The following is an 18,616-nucleotide window of genomic DNA, read 5'->3' on the forward strand; positions in this document are numbered from 1 at the left end:
CCGCACCGATTCCGTACGGGATAGAGCGGTGCAGCCTTTGTAGCTTATCGTTGATTACCTGTAACTCGTTGCTCGTCACTTGTAGTTTATAAAAGAATAAAAGCTATGAATACAACAGAGTTTGATGAAATCCGTCCTTACAACGACGAAGAACTCTCCGGGGTTTTCGAAGAACTGATTGCCGATCCGGCTTTTCAGAAGGTGGTTGCCGGGGTGATACCGGATGTACCCTTTGAGATGCTGGCACAAAAGATGCGTGCCTGTAGAACGAAACTGGAATTTCAGAAAACCTTTTGCTACGGTTTGCTATGGAAACTTGCAGGCGACTGTACGGATGGTATTTCATTGGATCATACGGCTATTCCGGACAAGAGCAAAGCATACACCTACATCTCGAATCACCGTGACATCATTCTTGATTCCGGTTTCTTATCTGTATTGTTAGTCGACCAGGGGATGGATACGGTGGAGATTGCCATTGGCGATAATCTGCTGATTTATCCGTGGATCAAGAAGTTTGTCCGGGTCAATAAATCATTTATCGTGCAGCGTGCACTGACCATGAGGCAAATGCTTGAGTCGTCTGCCCGCATGTCCCGTTATATGCACTATACAATCGGAGAAAAGAATCAGTCCATCTGGATTGCACAACGTGAAGGACGTGCCAAAGACTCTAACGACCGTACTCAGGACAGTGTACTCAAGATGCTGGCAATGGGGGGCGAAGGGGATGTGGTCAGCCGTCTGATGGAGATGAATATTGCTCCTCTCGCTATTTCCTACGAATATGATCCCTGCGATTACCTGAAAGCACAGGAGTTCCAGCTGAAGCGTGATATAGAGGGCTATAAGAAAACGATGGCAGATGACCTGAAAAATATGCAGACCGGTTTGTTTGGCTATAAAGGCCGGGTGCATTTCCAGACGGGAGCTTGCCTCAATGACCTGCTTTCGACAGTAGATCGCTCTTTACCGAAACCAGAGTTGTTTGCACGTATCTCTACGTGGATCGATCAGCGCATTCATAGCAATTACCGTCTTTATCCGGGCAATTATGTAGCTCACGATCTGTTGACTGGTAAGAATGATTTTGAATCCCACTATACGTTGGCCGAGAAGCAACGTTTTGAGGCTTATGTGGAGAAGCAGCTTGAAAAGATAGAAATTCCCAACAAAGATATTTCTTTCTTGCGTGAAAAGCTGTTGTTGATGTATGCCAATCCGTTGACCAACTATTTGGCCGCTCGTCAATGAGAATATGGACGTTACATATCGTCCTGTCTGTATTGTTTTCCGTCTTCCTGTTTTCCTGTAACGAAGATGATGGTGCTCCTTACCCTTCCGTGAGGTTGGAGTTTCTGACTGCAGAGTCGGGAGCAGACGGTCGGTTGCAAACGTTGGTTACGGATAAGGGAGAACGTCTGGTCGTGGCGGAGGACCGCACTGGATCGGAGCTGTTACCCAATTCCTCTAGCCGTGTGGTGAGCAATTACGAAGTGCTTTCGTCGGTAGGAGGGCGGAAAGAGATACGCATTTATGCATTAGCTAATACGGTTTCTCCGGTTCCGCTGCCTGCCGGAGAGTTCCGGAATGGCTTGAAATTCGATCCGGTTGATATGCTCAGTATCTGGATGGGGCGTGATTATCTGAATATGACTCTCTCTATCCGGGCACAGAATGCGCGGCATACGTTTCATTTCATTCAGGAGTCTGTGGAGCGGGATGCTGTAACCGGAAAGCTGAAAGTCCATTTAATGCTCTATCATGACGATGGGGGAGATGTGGAGGCTTATGCCAAGCGGGCTTATGTCTCGGTACCGTTGAGGCAGTACACGTCCGATATCGGGGAATCAGTGATCATTTATTTCAGTTTTCATACGTATGACGGGGAGGTGCAGACCTATCAGTTTGAATACGTACCCAGTCACTTAACCATTAATTACTAATTATATGTCGAAAATGAATTCAATGCTTATGGGAATATGTTTTCTTTTGTCTTCTCTCTTTTCTTGCCAGCAGTCGAAAGGGAATTTCAAGACAGTGCCGGTGAAGGAGTTTGCTTCGCTGATTGAGGATGCAAGTGTGCAACGGCTGGATGTCCGTACCATGGCTGAATATTCGGAAGGCCACATTCCGGGGACGATCAATATCAATGTGCTCGATGATTCGTTTGCGGTTATGGCAGACTCCACACTTCAAAAAGATAAACCGGTGGCTTTATATTGCCGCAGTGGCAAGCGAAGCAAGAAGGCGGCTGCCATTCTTAGTGAGAAAGGATATAAAGTGTACGAATTGGATAAAGGATTCAATGCCTGGCAGGAAGCAGGCGAGAAAGTGGAGAAATAAGAATGAACGATTATTGAACAATGAATGATCAACGATGAACAGGCTATGTATTATTATCGTTCGTCGTTGATCATTTATTATGGATCGTTCAAAAATCGTTATGGTAGATTTTCCAGCAGTCTTTTCAGTACCACTGTCGCCGAGATTTCACGGTTTGCGGCTTCCGGGATGACAATGGATTGCGGACTCTCGATAACATCATCCGTCACAATCATATTCCGTCTTACAGGGAGGCAGTGCATGAAGTAGGCATTATTGGTAACGGCCATCTGACGGTCGCCTACGGTCCAATTACGGTCTGTACTCAGAATCTGTCCGTAGTTGTCGCCTGTATAGGCTGCCCAGTTCTTGGCATATATAAAGTCGGCTCCTTCGAAAGCTTTCATCTGATCATATTCTACCCGTGCGTTTCCTACAAACTTCGGATCGAGTTCGTAACCTTCGGGGTGGGTGATGACAAACTCATAGTCTGTGGCATTCATCCATTCGGCAAACGAGTTGGGCACTGCCTGTGGCAATGGCCGCGGATGGGGAGCCCAGGTCATTACTACTTTAGGGCGGGCTGTCTTTTTGTATTCTTCGATGGTGATCAGGTCGGCAAAGCTCTGCAACGGATGACGGGTAGCTGCTTCCATAGAGAACACCGGGCGTCCGGAATGTTGTATGAACTGATTGATGATCACTTCATTATAGTCATACTCACGGTTTTCGAAGCGGGCAAACGAACGTACACCGATGATGTCACAATAACATCCCATCACCGGGATGGCTTCCAGCAGATGTTCCGGTTTGTCACCGTCCATGATGACACCGCGTTCGGTTTCCAGTTTCCAGGCCCCTTGATTGATGTCCAGTACAATTACGTTCATACCCAGGTTGAGAGCAGCTTTCTGGGTGCTGAGACGGGTGCGGAGGCTGGAGTTAAAGAAGATCATCAATAGAGTTTTATTACGTCCCAGTTCTACATATTTGAACCGGTCTTTCTTGATCTCGAATGATTCGGCAAGGGCTGATTTCAGGTCGCCGATGTCTTGTACGCAAGTAAATTTCTTCATAATTGTCTTTGTTAGAATGAATATACCTTTTCCGCAAAGGTATGATAAAATTTTCAATTGGCAGGCTGCGCCCATGAAAGATACTCCGTTTGCCGTGGAGACAGGAAGGTGCTGTTGGCCAGATAGTCCTTGTTGTTGGCGTAGATAAAGAGCACACTACCTTTTTTGATTGTGTCGATAATCGGTTTGGCGAGTGCTTGCGGCAAGGCAGGGCATCCGAGGCTCCGTCCCAAGCGTCCGGCAGAAGCGGTGATGTTGGGATTGGCATATGCGGCACCATGCATCACGATGGCGCGTTGTTTGGCTTGGTCGTTAATTCCTTTTTCCAGCCCGTTCAGCACCAGGGAGTAACCGTTGCGTCCCTGATAAGTGTTTTCGGTCAGGTAAAAGCCAAGCGAACTTTTGTACGAACCGTTTTTATTGGAGAATGAGGTTGCATAGTTTCCTCCGCTATTTTTGCCGTGTGATACGACGGAAGTATATAGCAACTTTTTGTTTTTCATATCGAGCACGTAAAGGCGCTTCTCGGTAGATGGTTTTGAAAAATCGATCAGGGTCATGATGGACTTGCTTTTCTGCTCGATTTTCCGATAGCCGGTCACTGCCTGTCGGAAAGCTGTATAGCTGACAATCCCGTCCAGCTGCATATCATCGAACAGTTGATCTATTTCGTCTGTCTCCGGAGTAGAGGCTACAGAAACAGGCTCACTGGTCGGTGCATGGTTGGGTACTTCTGCCAGTGGGAGCAGAAACAATAGGAGGAATAGAAATACTTTTTGCATAGGAAACTGAGAAAATAACGGCGCAAAGATACGGATTTCTATTCCAAAACAAAAATAATTGTCTCATTTACAGGAGCCCAGTCGAAAATAAACTTGGAATGTGATGTTGCATTCCGTACACACATGTGCGAGCGGGGCGTGGTGCCCAGAGACGGGCTGTACTCTATAAGTGCTTTACGGGGCTCGTTTACCGGGACTCCGTGAATGTATCCTCCGTCTGAGAATCGGCTGGCATAAGGCGCAAAACCTCCGGTGGCGGTGGAACCGTCTTTGAGGAATATCATGCGTGTCTTTTTTTCCTGTAGGACGAATATTCCTAATGGTGTCTCTTGTGCATACGGAGGGCGATGCCTTCCGGTAGTGGCGGGGTTCATACTCCGTACGGTCCATTGGGCTTCACTGGTTTGTTCCAAAGTCATTATGTTCTGGTCTCTTCGGTCTATCATGATTGTTTTGATGAAGTGTGTCGTATCCGGGAGCACTTTGACGTACCTCTTGGGTACATACCACTCTTCGCCAATATAGATAGGGGATACCTTGACGAAATTCTCTCCGTCGGCCAGGAAGCGGACCAGCGAACCGTCTTCTCCATAACGTTCGGGCACAAGCGTATCGGTGAGCAAATAGAGCGGGACGGACTGGTAGCGCTCTATGCCCAGCGTGTCGGCAATGCGTTTATAGGCATTCCGTTTGTAATGGCGTACCAATGGAGCCTCGCCGTTCCGGTTCTTATAGTTCTGCAAGATGGCCCATTGCGAGGGTGTCTGCTGAATGTTTTCGAGCAGTGCCAGGCGTTCTTTGATCTTATCCCATTGAAAACTGCGGGTCGTATCTTTGTACGGATACGTATCTTCAAGAGTATATTTATCATAGAGCAAATCTTTCTTGATCTCTATCTGTTCTGCGGAGATGGCTTTGGGCTTCTCTTCCGGAGGCACCGTTTCCAGTGAATCTGCTACACCGGTGACTTGGGGCTGTGGCAAATTTGTTCTGTTTTCTCTATTACATGCGCAGAGAAGGCAAGAAAGGGTGAGCAGGTATATATAGGCTGTTTGCTTCATAATGGGATAGGTTTGGAGTTCATTTACAAATATAATGTTTTTTATAAGGAATAGCAAGGCGTTTTGTTCTCGTATTACTAATAATTTGCATAATTGCCTCCGTTTTTGTCAAGAGTAAGTTTACGCTTCCTTAACATAAGCGCTCTCCGGATTATACTATTTATACTTTTCGAATCTTGTCCGGTGGTGTAGGCCCGGATGCAGTCGGAAGGGTAGAGGGATCAACCGTCTCCAACTGCCGGATCAACCGTCTTTGGGTCGGAACGCAGGCTCTTCCGACAAGAAACCCCGGCTCTGTTGAAGCGTAATCCCGGCTCTGTTCACGAGGGGTGCCGGCTGTAAAAAAAGAAAGGGGAGAAGCAAGAGCCTTTCCCCATTATCGCATTTTAAATTGAATCTATGGTATGATTGTGTCTACAAAGATAGTACAATCCGGAGGTTAAGTCAAGCTTTGAACCGATTATTTTCCTGACTTTCGCCGAAAGTATCACTGACGTGTCTGTCCGTCACCCTCTATGATCCATTTGTAGGAAGTGATCTCTTCCAATCCCATCGGTCCGCGGGCATGCAACTTTTGTGTGCTGATGCCGATTTCTGCTCCTAGCCCGAATTGTGCTCCGTCGGTGAAAGCGGTAGATACATTGGTATATACACAGGCTGCATCTACCATGCGGGTGAAAAGCGCGGCGCGTTCCGGGTTTTCGGTGACGATACTTTCGCTATGTCGTGAGCTGTATTCCTGGATATGTCCGAGTGCGTTCTCAAAACTATTCACAGTTTTGATTGCCATTTTGTAGTCCAGAAATTCAGTTCCGAAGCTCTCGGGGGTGGCAGGTTTCAGCAACCCGGCAGGATAGTGTCCCTCGAGTGCCTGATAGGCTGACGGATCTGCATAGATAATCACCTTGTCGGCTTTGAGCTTTTCACAAAGGAGAGGCAGATCGGACAATCTGCTTTCGTGAACAATCACGCAATCGAGTGCATTGCAAACACTCACGCGGCGTGTCTTGGCATTATGGATGATGGCAGCTCCCTTGGCCGTATCTCCGTATTCGTCAAAGTAGGTATGGCAGATGCCTGCACCGGTTTCTATTACCGGTATAGTAGCATTTTGCCGTACAAAGTTAATCAGGGCGCTACTGCCGCGAGGAATGATCAGATCTACGTATCCGGCAGCGTGCAGCAGTTCCCGGGTTGCTTCACGGTCGGTCGGTAGCAACTCGACCATGTGAGTGTCTATGTTAAACTGTCGGAGTACTTGGTGTATCACTTCTACGATGGCACGATTCGAATAGTCAGCATCGCTTCCCCCTTTCAGGATACAGGCGTTACCGCTTTTCAGGCAAAGCGAAAAAACGTCGAAGCTGACATTGGGACGAGCTTCGTAAATGATGCCGATGACCCCGAAAGGAACACTTATCTTAGTGAGTCTCATGCCATTGGGACGAATGCTCTCTTTCAATATCCTGCCCAGAGGAGAGGGGAGAGTGGCCACGTTGCGTATATCGGAAGCGATTCCCCGAAGTCGTTCTTCGGTCAACCTTAGCCGGTCGTATTTCGGATTGTCGGGTGACATCCGTTCCAGATCTTTCCGGTTCTCAGAGAGGATGTAGGAAGTCTGTTCCAAAGCAGCTTCTGCCACGGCATTCAGTATTTGGTTGATCCGATCGTCGGGTAATAGTGCCAGATGGCGGCCGGCTGCCTGTACGGCAGCAAAAGTATCATTCAGATTCATAATGCAGTTCGTTTATTCAATGTAAAGGTAGTCATAATGGACTACTGCTTTTTTTCCATGTTTTCCGATGGAGTCCCGTGCCTGCATGGAGTCACAGTTGACTTTGCCTACACCTACCGGAGTACCTTGGTAATCGATGATGCGCACGATGTCGTCTTTCTCAAATTCTCCTTCAATGCGGGTGATTCCGACGGGAAGAATGCTGACTGCCTTGTCGGAGTTCAACACTTCGGTAGCCTGTTCGTTGATATGTATCTCTCCCTTAGCGAAACCTTCGCTGTGAGCTATCCATTTCTTGATACTCGATACGGGTTGGGATGCGGGGATAAAACGAGTGCAAACCGTCTCTTCGGGATGCTCTATGAGGTTGATGAGGATGTTGTCGCGTTTGCCATTGGCAATAATTACTGTAATACCTTCATCTGCCACTTTGCGGGCAATGTTGGTTTTGGTCAGCATGCCTCCTCTCCCGAAACTCGATTTGCTGGTCTGAATGTAGTTACTCAGGTCTTTTCCCTGTCCAATCTCCCGGATCACTAATGAGTCCGGATCGGAAGGGGAACCGTTATAAATGCCGTCGATGTTACTCAGGATGATAAGGGCCTGTGCATTCATCATTGAGGCGATGAGGCCCGACAGTTCGTCATTGTCTGTGAACATCAGTTCGGTGACAGAGATGGTGTCGTTCTCGTTGACGATAGGAATGACGCCGTTCTCAAGCATCACCATCATGCAGTTTTTCTGGTTGAGGTAATGACGGCGTGTACCAAAATTCTCTTTGGTGGTGAGTACCTGTCCTACAGCAATGCCATGATCGCGGAACAGCTCGTAATATCGGTTAATGAGTTTGGCTTGACCCACTGCCGAGAACAATTGGCGCTGATCTACGCTATCGAGTTTCCTGAGGGTACGTATTTCGCTTCGTCCCGAGGCAACAGCTCCCGAAGAGATAAGAATCACCTCTACTCCGGCTTTATGCAAGGCGGCTATCTGATCGGTTAGCGCAGACATCCGGGTGACATCCAGTGTTCCGTCCTGTCGGGTCAGTACGTTACTTCCCACTTTTATGGCTATTCGTGTAAACTCCTTTTTCATTATGCTGACGATTTGAAAGCACAAATATATGGATTTTTGTCGATATGTTACCTCTCCCATACGGATATCTTGAAAGAGAATGTCTGTATGGCAGAGAGGGGATCGGGGGGAATTTATTCGTTTGCCTTTTCGCGGTTTCTCACTATTTCCATTGCATTTTCATAATCGTCTTCATTGACGAGGACAGCTATTTCCTGTCCGATGTAGTAAGGTGCCAAAGCTGCGAGCCCACCTCCGTCTTTCAGGATAGATTCTATTCCATTGCTTTCGAGCAATCCTTTGATGAACTCTGCTTCCCAAGGCGAACCGGTGAAGACTTCTACTACGCGGGTGTCTTTATCTTCTTTCATAATGGTAGGGATATAATGTGTTTATCTCTTACAAATATAACAAAAAGAACTTAGATAAAGTTGTTTTACCGATAGATTATTCTAAAGTTATTCGTTGCACTGTAATGTTCTCGTTGAGGAACATGGAGGCTGATTCAATAAATTTGTCTTCGGCCTCTGTGGTGTAAAAGCGGCATTTACCTTCCCGAGTGCACTTCATGTCCATTTCGGGATGACGGTGAAGGTAATCTTTCAGACTGGTAGCCACATATTCTCCCTGTGCCACCACTTTCACTCCTTGGGGAATGAATTTTTGTATCTTGGGCAATAGTATCGGGTAATGGGTACATCCCAGAACAAGGGTGTCTATCTGCCGGTCTTTGGCAAGTAGGTTGTCGATGTATTTACGAATAAAGAAGTCGGCTCCTTCGCCGCTGGCTTCATTGTTTTCAACCAGTGGAACCCACATGGGACAAGCTTCTCCGCTTACTTTGATATCCTCAAACAACTTATGCACTTCAAGCGGATATGATTCTGATTTGATGGTACCGGCTGTAGCCAATATTCCTACATGGCGCGTTTGGGTCATACTGCCGATACATTCTGCAGTTGGGCGAATGACTCCTAGCACCCTCCGGTCCGGATCTATATTCGGAAGGTCGTTCATTTGTATGGTTCTCAGTGCCTTGGCCGAGGCTGTGTTGCAAGCAAGTATCACCAGATGACAGCCCATCTCAAACAATTTGTTGACAGCCTGTAAGGTGAACTCGTATACGATTTCAAAAGAACGGGTCCCATAAGGAGTCCGTGCATTGTCGCCCAGATAGATGTAATCGTATTCCGGCAGCGCTTCCCTGATTTTGCTCAGGATGGTCAGCCCACCGTATCCGGAGTCGAATACACCGATAGGACCAGGTTGGTATGGAAGGGATTGTTTCATAATGGGGATATGGTTAAAAAGTTACGAGCTACAAGTAACAAGTCATAACGCATTTTGCATGGTACTTGTAGCTTGTAGCTCGTAACTTATTGCTCTTAACTCTTATTTGATGCCCAATTGGGTTTTTACTTTCGGAGTCAGGTTAATGCTTTGAGCTTCGTTTACGTAAGGTATCGGAGTACGTGCCATATCGAAAATGTAGATAACACCTTCTGCTGCACCTACTGCTTTGATAGCGTCATCCAGCTTCTTATATACCGGAGCCATCAGGTCATTGTTGGCTTTTTCCATATCCTGCTGAGCCTTAGCCTGGAATTGTTCTTGTCTCTGCATCATGTCTTCCAACTCTTTTTGTCTTCTTTCTGCAATGACAGCAGGAAGAGAGTCTTTTTGCTGCATGAATTCCTGGTATTTCTTGCTGAATTCTTCCTGAGATCTCTGTAAGTCTTGTCCGAGTTGTTTGTTCAATGCTTGTAACTCAGATTGTGCTTTGGTATATTCCGGCATGGCCGAAACAATTTCCATCGCATTGATGTGACCGAATTTAAGATTTTGTGCAAATACGCCCATCGGGAGTATTAACATCATTAAAAGTGCAATTTTTTTAAGCATAGTTTTATTATTTATTTGAATGATTACTTTTAAGTTATCGGGTGCAAATGTATGAAATTAATTTGAATATCCTAATTTCGCCAGCACTTCATTGCTTACATCAATGCGGGGAGTGGCAAAAATAATGCTTGAAGCAGATGCTCTGTCTACCACTACTGCATAACCGTTTTCCTCTGCTACAGCTTTTACCGCATTGTATATTTCGTCTTGAATAGGCTTCATTAACTCTTCTCTTTTCTTAAAAAGTTCACCTTCAGGACCAAAGTATTTACGTTTGAGCTCTGAAGCAGCTTTTTCTTTTTCTACGATGGCATCTTCTTTCTGGGTCTTTTGTGCGGCCGTCAGTTTAGCAGATGCAGCTTGATAGTCCTTAAACATCGTTTGTGCCTCTTTGGCTAATACTTCGACTTCACCCTGCCACTGTTTGGTTGCCTGGCTCAATTGTTCGTTGGCACGTTCGTAAGCCGGAATGTTCTTCAGGATATACTCCATATCGATCAGGGCAAACTTTTGTGCTTGGGCTGTCATACCTACGGCAAACAGCAAGATGATAAATAGAACAGACTTTTTCATAACGCTTAGTTTTTAGTGAAACAATTAGAATTCCTGGCCCAATACGAAATGGAATCTGCTTCCACCTGCGCTCTTGTCGCCAAGTACTTTGTCGAAACCGTATGCCCAGTCGATACCCATCATACCAATCATCGGAAGGAAGATGCGGACACCCACACCTGCCGAACGTTTCAGGTCGAACGGATTGAAGTTTTTCACATCATGCCAAGCATTACCGGCTTCCAGGAATGTTAACGCATAAATATTGGTACTTGTTTCCAGCATTAGCGGATATCTTAATTCAAATCCGATACGGGTATAAGCATAACCTTCTTGTCCGCGGTACGGAGTTAAAGAACTGTTTTCATAACCACGGAGGGCGACACTCTCGGTTGCATAGCTTGAATATCCGGTCATACCGTCACCACCGACATCGAATGTACCGAACGGTGATTTCTTATATTTGTTGTAGTGACCCAATATACCGAATTCAACACGTGTCATTAATACCGGAGTCTTTTTCACTACAGTCGGGTTCAGCAATGGGATGTATGTTTTTGCTTTGAATTTCCACTTGTGGTATTCTACCCATTTATGCATCTTGTTCATATCGTTCTGGTTGTACTCGTTGTACTTGCTGTAGTCTACCCCATCGAACAATGAGTAAGGTGGTGTGAACTGTACGGACAGCGAGAAGTCAGAACCACTACGGGGATAGATCGGGTTATCGTAAGAGGCGCGGGCCAATGTCAAGCCGATACTCAGGTCATTACATTTACCGTTGGTCACCGGGAAGTATTGCCAGTCTTTCAAGATATATCTCTGGTAAGAGAGCTCGGCTGAAAGCTGGAAGTAGTCATCCGGCCAGTTCAGACGTTTACCCCATCCTGCTGACAGACCCCACATTTTGATTGACTTATCCGGGTCATAATAGTTCTCGTAATTGTTATAGTTACCATAATTGTACATACCGTAGCCACCCAAGCCGCTGTAATAACTGTTGTAGTAGTTGTTATAGTAGCTTGAATTGTAGTAACGGCTACTGATATCGGTCTGTACGGAGAAGAATGCTGACAGAGAGAATGAATTCGGGCGTTTACCTCCGAACCAGGGATCAAAGAACGAAATGCTATACTGTTGATAGTATTGTGCATTGGTTTGTCCACTGATGGTCAGTGTCTGTCCGTCGCCTTGAGGCAGGATACCGCGATAATTTTCTCCCGGATGCAACAGGTTCGCCAAAGAGAAGTTCGTAAACTTCAGACTTAACTTACCGATAACACCTGTTTGTCCCCAACCGGCAGAGAACTCTACCTGGTCATTTGCTTTCGATACAAGATCGTAAGCGATATCTACCGTTCCGTTTACAGGGTCCGGCTGGATATCCGGCTTGATGTTTTCCGGGTCGAAGTGTCCCATTTGCTGGATTTCACGCATAGAACGCATCAGGTCCTCGCGGCTGAACAACTCACCTGGACGAGTACGGAGTTCACGGCGGACAACGTTTTCGTACAAACGGTCATTACCATTGATCTTGATCTTGTTGATACTGGCTTGCCGACCTTCAAAAATTCTCATTTCCAAGTCAATGGAGTCATTATCTATGTTTACTTCCACCGGATCCAGTGTATAGAACAGATAACCATTATTATAATAGAGGTTACCGATAGCATCTTCGTCGGTTGATAAGCGTTCATTTAACAATTTCTGGTTATATACATCCCCTTTCTTCATGCGGAGCATGTAGTTCAATTGCTCTGAAGGGTAAAGCGTATTACCTACCCATGTAACGTTGCGGAGATAATATTTATCGCCTTCTTCCAGTTCGATGAATACGTCTACGGTCTTATCGTCAAATTTGGATACACTGTCTTTCACAATGCGTGCATCGCGGTAACCCAATTCGTTATACTTATCAATAATCAACTGTTTGTCCTCTTCATATTTCTCGTTGACAAACTTCTTGGTGCGGAATAAGTTCAGCAGTTTTCCTTTTTCGTTTGTCTTCTTCATCACGCGTTTCAGCTTAGATGTCTTGATGGCATGGTTGCCGGCAAAAGTGATGGCATGTACTTTTACCTTTTCTTTCTTATCGATGTCAATATCGACTAATACCTGATTTTCATTGGCAGGATCATCTCTTTGGGTGATAGTGATTTCAGCATTCTTAAATCCCTTATCGTCGAAATAGCGTTTACTTAAAACTTTCGCACGGTCTACCAGGTTCGGAGTGATCTGACTACCCTTTATCATGCCCAGTTTGGTTTGCAGGTCTTCACGTTCCGACTTTTTCACACCGTGATAGCGTATATCGGAAATACGTGGGCGTTGGGCCAAAGTGATCTTTAACCATATTTTATTACCTTCTATTTTTTCAGCGGTAATCGATACATTAGAGAACAGACCATGACGCCAGTAGCGTTTGATTGCACCTGTGATTTCATCTCCCGGTACAGTAATGGTTTGTCCTACAGAGAGTCCGGACAGTCCGATAAGAACATAATCTTCGTAGTTCTTGACACCTTCGACTTTGATGTCGGCTATTTCATATTTTTTCGGTGTCCCGGAATACATGATAACGGGTTTTGATTCGTCAGTGTTAGCATCTTGTGCTACGCCCGGCAATGCAAAGCAAAACAGGCTGATAAACGTTACGAATATGAAGGAAATACGATAATGCATTTATGTTATAATTAAGTTTTGAGTTAACTGATTTGTTCGCTGGTTTTTCCGAATCTGCGTTCGCGTTTCTGGTAGTCACAGATAGCCTTGCACAATTCTTCTTCCTTAAAGTCGGGCCAGAAAGTTTCACAGAAATAGAGCTCCGAATAAGCACATTGCCAAAGCAGATAATTGCTTAAACGAACCTCTCCGCCTGTCCGGATCAGCAAATCCGGGTCGGGCATAAAGTTGGTTGTCAGATGTGTCCGAATACTTTCTGAAGTAATTTCTTCAGGGTTCATTTCTCCATTTTGTACCAATGTGGCAATCTGCCGTGTAGCTTCGGTTATTTCCCATCTGGCAGAATAACTGAGGGCAAGTATCAGGCACATACCTGTATTCTTGGAAGTATGTTCTACACAAGCATTCAGGCGCTCCCGTACATTCTCAGGTAGTTTGTTGATGTCTCCGATGATACGGAAACTGATATTGTTTTTCATAAATGTTTCCTCTTCGATAGAGTCGAAAAGGAGGCTCATCAATGCAGCGACTTCATCCGAAGGCCGGTTCCAGTTTTCTGTAGAAAAGGTATATAAAGTAAGGAATTTGATTCCTAACCTGGCCGCCTCTTCAGTAATGATATGCACAGTCTCGGCTCCGGCCTGATGTCCAAAACTCCGTTCGTGTCCGCGTAGTTTGGCCCACCGTCCGTTACCGTCCATGATAATTGCTACATGCTTAGGTATCCGGTTTAAATCTATTTGTTCTTTATAGGACATTTCGTTAGTTGTTGTTCTGTCTTTTAAAACCAAATTTATTGATTCGTCCGCGCCATACTTCGTTGGCACCACCGTTACTCCATATTACCCAGATAAAGTTATTTTTGTCTACTACGATTGAGTAATTGTTTTCTCTGTCTTTGAATTCGGCCGGCAGGAAGATTTTCTTGTTGGCTTTATACCAGGCAATACCTGCTTCCGATGTATAGATTGTTTCAAAATTTCCTCCGAATGCCAGAAAAGCATTATCATAATAGAAGAAAGACGGATTATCCAGTTTCGGACAATAGGCGGTACTCGAGGAAGTTTTTAGAGGTATCCAAAGCAAACCGTCTTGTGAGGTCCATGCGATGGAAGTTGTATCGTTTGCATTACGGTTGTTACCCATTACGGCTATTGTCTGGATTCCTGTTGCTGTCAGGTAAGAAGTTGCAGACAAATTCTCCAAGGGGAAGTCCGCACCTACTGTTTCGGAACCAATGTTCCACGCTGTTGCTTCAGGATTAGTTATGGCAAATGTAGATTGATCACCATTATTAATAATACCGGCAATTCCGGAGATACCCAGCAGATTACCTTCATTTTTCGGGAAAGGGGCGATCAGCATCTCTACTTTACCGTTTTTATTCAAATCGGTTGCAACATTCCATAATGCTCCATCAGATGAAACGTATGCACTTTCACCGTTTGTGGCATATAGTTTTCCGCCGAAAGAAATAATGGAGGAAAGCTTGATGTTGTCCGGAAGCCCTGTTATGGATACTGGTGTCCAGCTTCTTCCTTTACTGATAACATCTCCGGATGATTTGTATGCAGTCGTATTCGATGTATAGATCAAGAGATCTTCATTCAGGGTAACTGATTTCTGATATCCGCTATAGTTTGCGAAGTTATCTGTCATTTTGGTCCAGTTCATGGAATCCGGGTCCTGTTGATGTACGCGTACCGAAATAGTATACTCTTTGGTATATTGCATGTCGGCAGCCCACACTTTTATTCTCATCGGTTTTTGCATAGTGCCTCTGAAGTCGATAGAATCGGAATAGTTGAACAGAGTATCCTGACCCTCTGCGTTTTTGGCAGTGATTATTCCGGAAGTTGTGGTCAGTGTCTTGATAAGAATACGGTCAATAATTGTATCGGAACCTACAGGTAGTGAATCCTGGTTATAAATAAGTCCTACTCCATCGGGACCAAGTTGGTCAATTGTAAATTTATAGTTCACCCCATGTATGGTGTCAAGTGCAAATGCGTGTATGGTAGCATCCGGGCTATATTCAATTTCTTCTGTGTCAAGGCACGAAGTAACGGCAAACGATACAAGGAAGAAACTTACAATTACTGATAAAAACTTTATTCTCATTTGAAAGATTGTGTTTATTTACAAGTTGCAAAAATAGGAACATTTTTCTCTATATTGAACATTGAAGGGAAGTTTTATATAAAATTATAGATAATCTGCTCGATTTTGTCGATATAAAACTCCTTGAATGCAGCGAATTTAGGTATTTCTCTTCAAGTAATGCCTGAAGGTCGTACAGAAATGTTTTTCTTCCGAATAACTAATTTTATCGCTTATTTCAGGTGCTTTAACACCGGAATAAAGCAGTTTATCGCTCTTTTCTATGATGACTTCATCCCATATTCCGGAACGGATAAATGACTCCAGAAGAATCCTTCCTCCTTCTACCATCAGCGACTGTAGGTTGCGTTGATAGAGGGCAGACAATATTTGTGGCAGAATATCTGTCTGGTAATTGAGTGTGATGTATTCCAGGTTTTCTTTTCCGGAACGGGGATGTTCCGTAAAAACGAGCGTAGATACGCTGTTATCCGACAAATGGGAGGTTTGAGGGAGTGAATGATTACGGTCCATCACTATTCGCACCGGATTGTGTCCGTACCAGTTGCGTACCGTGAGTGCCGGATTGTCCAGTAGTGCGGTTCGCGTACCGACCATGATAGCGTCCGACTCTGCTCTTTTTTTGTGTACCAGCATGGAAGTGAGAGGAGTCGATAATATGACAGGTTGTCCTTCCGTACGTTCCAAGTCGATGAAACCATCGGCTGATTCTGCCCATTTCAAAACGATGTAAGGGCGGTGAAGGGTATGGAAAGTGATAAATTTCCGTATAAGTTCGCGACATTCCGGTTCCAGAACTCCGACAATGACTTCGCATCCGGCATCCCGTAACTTTTGGATTCCTTTGCCTGCTACTTTGGAAAATGGGTCTTGGCATCCGATTACAATCCTGGGAATTTGTTTCTCTATGATTAAATCAGCGCATGGGGGAGTTTTTCCATGGTGGGAGCAAGGCTCGAGACTTACATATATAGTACTGTGTTTCAGTAAAGACGGATCCTTTACAGAGCGGATCGCATTGACTTCGGCATGTGCTTCTCCGCAACGGATGTGATAGCCTTCACCGATTATTTGTCCCTCACATACGATGACAGCTCCTACCATTGGATTGGGAGATACGTTGCAAAGACCGTTTTTTGCCAGTTGGATGCAACGCCTCATGTATTTTTCTTCTTTCATCTTTTAGGCTGATAGCTATATTATTTGTACTTTTGCACCCCAAAATAAGGAGAATGAACCACGTCACCACTTATATCCGCCAGGCTTTACACGATATTTATCCACCGGGAGAACTCAGGAGTCTTACAAAAATCATTTGTTGTGATCTGCTGGGTCAGGATGCTATTGATTATTATCTGGGCAAAGATATAACATTATCTGTAAACGAGCAGTGTGATTTAGAAAGCATTGTCGAACGATTGAAGAAAAACGAGCCGATCCAATATATTCAGGGCGAAACCTGTTTTTATGGGTCTATGTTTCGGGTAGCTCCGGGTGTGTTGATTCCTCGTCCTGAAACTGAGGAGCTGGTTGATCTGATAGTGAAAGAAGCTGCAACCGGTACCCGTTTGCTGGATATAGGAACCGGTAGCGGGTGTATTGCCATCAGTCTGGCTAAACATATTCCGCAGGCTGTGGTCACCGCATGGGACGTATCGGAAGAGGCTCTTGCCATTGCCGGGGAGAATAATCGGGAATTGAAGGCCGGAGTGCATTTTGAGAAAATGGATGTTCTGTCTGCAGAACCTGTTGGTGATGATCAATATGATATGATTGTCAGTAATCCTCCTTATGTTACAGAGAGCGAAAAAAACGAAATGGAACCCAATGTGTTAGATTGGGAGCCCAGACTGGCCCTTTTTGTGCCGGACAATGATCCGTTGCGCTTTTATCGGCGTATCGCATCTTTAGGAAGAAAAATGTTACGCCTGCACGGCAGGCTCTATTTTGAGATCAATCGGGCTTATGGTGAAGAGGTTCTCCAAATGCTTCACGAACAAGGGTACGAAGAACTCCGTTTGATAAAAGATATATCGGGTAATGATCGAATTGTAACCGCCAAACGATGAATACAATAACAGAAGAAGAAGCGTTAAATCGCATGGCTGCCTATTGTTCCGCAGCCGAACATTGTAAAGCCGAAGTGAATGAAAAACTCCAGAAATGGGGCTTACCTTATGAAGTGATTAACCGAATCATCGATCGTCTTGTTGTCGAGAAGTTTATTGATGAAGAACGTTATTGCAGAGCGTTTGTCAACGATAAGTTCCGTTTTGCCAAATGGGGTAAAATGAAGATTACACAAGCTCTGTATATGAAAAAAATTCCTCGTGAGGTAACTTACAGGTATCTGAATGACATTGACCGGGAAGAATATCTTGCGATTTTAGGAGATCTGATAGCAGCAAAACGTAAAAGTATACATGCCAAAGATGAATTCGAGCTGAATGGGAAATTGATTCGTTTTGCCATGAGTAGAGGATTTGAAATGGACGATATCCGTCGCTGTGTGCAGGTAGAAGAAGAGTAAGTGACAAATAACAAAAAAATAATACGGATTCTTCTTTTTAGTCTCGTTCCATTTCCGTATTTTTGCATCCTGTAATTATCATAGTTAGTTTAGTTATGAAAAATTTAGAGAGATTATTCGCCGAGAAGTTGTTGAAGATTAAAGCTATTAAGCTTCAACCGGCAAATCCGTTTACATGGGCTTCCGGATGGAAATCACCGTTTTACTGCGACAATCGTAAAACCCTTTCTTATCCTTCTCTTCGTAGTTTTGTTAAGTTCGAGATTACACGTTTGGTTCTGGAACGTTTCGGACAGGTAGATGCTATTGCCGGAGTTGCGACGGGGGCTATCCCTCAAGGGGCTTTAGTGGCTGATGCATTGAATCTTCCGTTTGTGTATGTTCGCTCTACCCCGAAAGACCATGGTCTGGAAAATCTTATCGAAGGCGAACTTCGTCCGGGAATGAAAGTCGTTGTTGTGGAAGATTTAATCTCTACCGGTGGAAGCAGTTTAAAAGCTGTAGAAGCTATTCGTCGGGATGGTTGCGAAGTTATTGGTATGGTAGCTGCTTATACTTACGGATTTCCTGTTGCCGAACAGGCCTTTAAAGATGCTAAAGTGCCTTTGGTAACATTGACTAATTATGAAGCTGTGTTAGATGTTGCACTTCGTACCGGTTATATTGAAGAAGAAGACATTGCAACGTTAAACGAATGGCGCAAGGATCCGGCTCATTGGGAAACCGGAAAATAAAACTGATTTTTTTGATGATTAAAATATAGAAAGAAGAGCCAT

Annotated in this window: 19 protein-coding genes; 6 read left to right on the top strand and 13 right to left on the bottom strand. The window is 44.9% G+C overall.

Features of this window, described 5'->3' with window-relative positions; all coding sequences use genetic code 11:
- Positions 1-105: 105 nt before the first annotated feature.
- The 3 genes from BSHG_RS15150 to BSHG_RS15140 are packed head-to-tail and all read left to right on the top strand — an operon-like array spanning position 106 to position 2,346.
- Positions 106-1,254 (top strand): 1-acyl-sn-glycerol-3-phosphate acyltransferase, encoded by a 1,149-nt coding sequence (locus BSHG_RS15150; RefSeq protein WP_005813548.1) that lies wholly within the window; start codon positions 106-108, stop codon positions 1,252-1,254.
- Positions 1,251-1,946 carry a NigD-like protein gene (locus tag BSHG_RS15145; RefSeq protein WP_005813546.1) on the top strand — a complete coding sequence of 232 codons (696 nt, stop codon included), beginning with the start codon at positions 1,251-1,253 and terminating at the stop codon, positions 1,944-1,946. Before BSHG_RS15150 ends, BSHG_RS15145 begins: the two co-directional genes overlap by 4 nt.
- 4 nt (positions 1,947-1,950) lie before the next feature.
- A complete protein-coding gene (locus BSHG_RS15140) occupies positions 1,951-2,346 on the top strand; it encodes a rhodanese-like domain-containing protein (protein WP_008658297.1) in 396 nt (131 codons plus the stop codon).
- A 98-nt stretch (positions 2,347-2,444) separates the two neighbouring features.
- Here the strand turns inward: BSHG_RS15140 and BSHG_RS15135 are convergent, their stop codons facing one another.
- The 13 genes from BSHG_RS15135 to ribD all read right to left on the bottom strand — a co-directional run bounded on the left by BSHG_RS15135 (position 2,445) and on the right by ribD (position 16,489).
- Positions 2,445-3,401: an acetylornithine carbamoyltransferase gene (locus BSHG_RS15135; RefSeq protein ID WP_005796520.1), complete on the bottom strand. Its 957-nt coding sequence runs from the start codon at positions 3,399-3,401 to the stop codon at positions 2,445-2,447.
- Between the two features lie 53 nt (positions 3,402-3,454).
- Positions 3,455-4,183 (bottom strand): murein L,D-transpeptidase catalytic domain family protein, encoded by a 729-nt coding sequence (locus BSHG_RS15130; protein ID WP_008658299.1) that lies wholly within the window; start codon positions 4,181-4,183, stop codon positions 3,455-3,457.
- 38 nt (positions 4,184-4,221) lie between these two features.
- Positions 4,222-5,244 (bottom strand): L,D-transpeptidase, encoded by a 1,023-nt coding sequence (locus BSHG_RS15125; protein ID WP_008658300.1) that lies wholly within the window; start codon positions 5,242-5,244, stop codon positions 4,222-4,224.
- A gap of 487 nt (positions 5,245-5,731) precedes the next feature.
- Positions 5,732-6,979 carry a glutamate-5-semialdehyde dehydrogenase gene (locus BSHG_RS15120; RefSeq protein WP_005796516.1) on the bottom strand — a complete coding sequence of 416 codons (1,248 nt, stop codon included), beginning with the start codon at positions 6,977-6,979 and terminating at the stop codon, positions 5,732-5,734.
- 12 nt (positions 6,980-6,991) lie between these two features.
- Positions 6,992-8,074, bottom strand: a complete 1,083-nt coding sequence (proB, locus tag BSHG_RS15115) for a glutamate 5-kinase (RefSeq protein ID WP_008658301.1) — start codon at positions 8,072-8,074, stop codon at positions 6,992-6,994.
- A 113-nt stretch (positions 8,075-8,187) separates the two neighbouring features.
- Positions 8,188-8,424 (bottom strand): DUF2007-related protein, encoded by a 237-nt coding sequence (locus BSHG_RS15110; protein WP_005784361.1) that lies wholly within the window; start codon positions 8,422-8,424, stop codon positions 8,188-8,190.
- 76 nt (positions 8,425-8,500) lie between these two features.
- Positions 8,501-9,343 (bottom strand): glutamate racemase, encoded by an 843-nt coding sequence (gene murI / locus BSHG_RS15105; RefSeq protein WP_005784363.1) that lies wholly within the window; start codon positions 9,341-9,343, stop codon positions 8,501-8,503.
- A gap of 102 nt (positions 9,344-9,445) precedes the next feature.
- The gene (locus BSHG_RS15100; RefSeq protein WP_005784365.1) at positions 9,446-9,955 is read right to left on the bottom strand and encodes an OmpH family outer membrane protein; all 510 of its coding nucleotides are present in this window, start codon (positions 9,953-9,955) and stop codon (positions 9,446-9,448) included.
- A 57-nt stretch (positions 9,956-10,012) separates the two neighbouring features.
- The gene (locus tag BSHG_RS15095) at positions 10,013-10,528 is read right to left on the bottom strand and encodes an OmpH family outer membrane protein (RefSeq protein ID WP_005784368.1); all 516 of its coding nucleotides are present in this window, start codon (positions 10,526-10,528) and stop codon (positions 10,013-10,015) included.
- Between the two features lie 24 nt (positions 10,529-10,552).
- Positions 10,553-13,189 carry an outer membrane protein assembly factor gene (locus BSHG_RS15090; protein ID WP_005784370.1) on the bottom strand — a complete coding sequence of 879 codons (2,637 nt, stop codon included), beginning with the start codon at positions 13,187-13,189 and terminating at the stop codon, positions 10,553-10,555.
- Positions 13,190-13,212: 23 nt separating this feature from the next.
- The gene (locus tag BSHG_RS15085) at positions 13,213-13,947 is read right to left on the bottom strand and encodes an isoprenyl transferase (RefSeq protein ID WP_005784372.1); all 735 of its coding nucleotides are present in this window, start codon (positions 13,945-13,947) and stop codon (positions 13,213-13,215) included.
- 4 nt (positions 13,948-13,951) lie between these two features.
- The gene (locus BSHG_RS15080; protein WP_008658303.1) at positions 13,952-15,310 is read right to left on the bottom strand and encodes a DUF6242 domain-containing protein; all 1,359 of its coding nucleotides are present in this window, start codon (positions 15,308-15,310) and stop codon (positions 13,952-13,954) included.
- Between the two features lie 138 nt (positions 15,311-15,448).
- Positions 15,449-16,489: a bifunctional diaminohydroxyphosphoribosylaminopyrimidine deaminase/5-amino-6-(5-phosphoribosylamino)uracil reductase RibD gene (gene ribD, locus BSHG_RS15075; protein ID WP_005801596.1), complete on the bottom strand. Its 1,041-nt coding sequence runs from the start codon at positions 16,487-16,489 to the stop codon at positions 15,449-15,451.
- Positions 16,490-16,542: 53 nt separating this feature from the next.
- On the opposite strand from ribD, the gene prmC reads away from it, so the two are divergent.
- The 3 genes from prmC to pyrE all read left to right on the top strand — a co-directional run bounded on the left by prmC (position 16,543) and on the right by pyrE (position 18,574).
- Entirely contained in the window at positions 16,543-17,379 is an 837-nt protein-coding gene (gene prmC, locus BSHG_RS15070) for a peptide chain release factor N(5)-glutamine methyltransferase (RefSeq protein ID WP_008658304.1), read from the top strand.
- Positions 17,376-17,840, top strand: a complete 465-nt coding sequence (locus BSHG_RS15065; protein WP_005784379.1) for a regulatory protein RecX — start codon at positions 17,376-17,378, stop codon at positions 17,838-17,840. Before prmC ends, BSHG_RS15065 begins: the two co-directional genes overlap by 4 nt.
- 95 nt (positions 17,841-17,935) lie before the next feature.
- On the top strand, positions 17,936-18,574 hold the full coding sequence (gene pyrE / locus BSHG_RS15060) for an orotate phosphoribosyltransferase (protein WP_005784381.1): 639 nt from the start codon (positions 17,936-17,938) through the stop codon (positions 18,572-18,574).
- Positions 18,575-18,616 lie beyond the last annotated feature (42 nt).

The sequence above is a fragment of the Bacteroides sp. 3_2_5 genome, from assembly GCF_000159855.2.
GTDB lineage: Bacteria > Bacteroidota > Bacteroidia > Bacteroidales > Bacteroidaceae > Bacteroides > Bacteroides fragilis.

What these genes read in the sequence shown, in the direction of transcription:
- BSHG_RS15145 (WP_005813546.1), top strand. Translation starts at nt 1,251, where the DNA reads ATGAGAATATGGACGTTACATATCGTCCTGTCTGTATTGTTTTCCGTC.
- BSHG_RS15095 (WP_005784368.1), bottom strand. Translation starts at nt 10,528, where the DNA reads ATGAAAAAGTCTGTTCTATTTATCATCTTGCTGTTTGCCGTAGGTATG.
- BSHG_RS15135 (WP_005796520.1), bottom strand. Translation starts at nt 3,401, where the DNA reads ATGAAGAAATTTACTTGCGTACAAGACATCGGCGACCTGAAATCAGCC.
- pyrE (WP_005784381.1), top strand. Translation starts at nt 17,936, where the DNA reads ATGAAAAATTTAGAGAGATTATTCGCCGAGAAGTTGTTGAAGATTAAA.
- BSHG_RS15100 (WP_005784365.1), bottom strand. Translation starts at nt 9,955, where the DNA reads ATGCTTAAAAAAATTGCACTTTTAATGATGTTAATACTCCCGATGGGC.
- BSHG_RS15130 (WP_008658299.1), bottom strand. Translation starts at nt 4,183, where the DNA reads ATGCAAAAAGTATTTCTATTCCTCCTATTGTTTCTGCTCCCACTGGCA.
- BSHG_RS15140 (WP_008658297.1), top strand. Translation starts at nt 1,951, where the DNA reads ATGTCGAAAATGAATTCAATGCTTATGGGAATATGTTTTCTTTTGTCT.
- murI (WP_005784363.1), bottom strand. Translation starts at nt 9,343, where the DNA reads ATGAAACAATCCCTTCCATACCAACCTGGTCCTATCGGTGTATTCGAC.
- BSHG_RS15125 (WP_008658300.1), bottom strand. Translation starts at nt 5,244, where the DNA reads ATGAAGCAAACAGCCTATATATACCTGCTCACCCTTTCTTGCCTTCTC.
- prmC (WP_008658304.1), top strand. Translation starts at nt 16,543, where the DNA reads ATGAACCACGTCACCACTTATATCCGCCAGGCTTTACACGATATTTAT.
- BSHG_RS15085 (WP_005784372.1), bottom strand. Translation starts at nt 13,947, where the DNA reads ATGTCCTATAAAGAACAAATAGATTTAAACCGGATACCTAAGCATGTA.
- BSHG_RS15150 (WP_005813548.1), top strand. Translation starts at nt 106, where the DNA reads ATGAATACAACAGAGTTTGATGAAATCCGTCCTTACAACGACGAAGAA.
- BSHG_RS15065 (WP_005784379.1), top strand. Translation starts at nt 17,376, where the DNA reads ATGAATACAATAACAGAAGAAGAAGCGTTAAATCGCATGGCTGCCTAT.
- BSHG_RS15090 (WP_005784370.1), bottom strand. Translation starts at nt 13,189, where the DNA reads ATGCATTATCGTATTTCCTTCATATTCGTAACGTTTATCAGCCTGTTT.
- BSHG_RS15110 (WP_005784361.1), bottom strand. Translation starts at nt 8,424, where the DNA reads ATGAAAGAAGATAAAGACACCCGCGTAGTAGAAGTCTTCACCGGTTCG.
- ribD (WP_005801596.1), bottom strand. Translation starts at nt 16,489, where the DNA reads ATGAAAGAAGAAAAATACATGAGGCGTTGCATCCAACTGGCAAAAAAC.
- BSHG_RS15120 (WP_005796516.1), bottom strand. Translation starts at nt 6,979, where the DNA reads ATGAATCTGAATGATACTTTTGCTGCCGTACAGGCAGCCGGCCGCCAT.
- BSHG_RS15080 (WP_008658303.1), bottom strand. Translation starts at nt 15,310, where the DNA reads ATGAGAATAAAGTTTTTATCAGTAATTGTAAGTTTCTTCCTTGTATCG.
- proB (WP_008658301.1), bottom strand. Translation starts at nt 8,074, where the DNA reads ATGAAAAAGGAGTTTACACGAATAGCCATAAAAGTGGGAAGTAACGTA.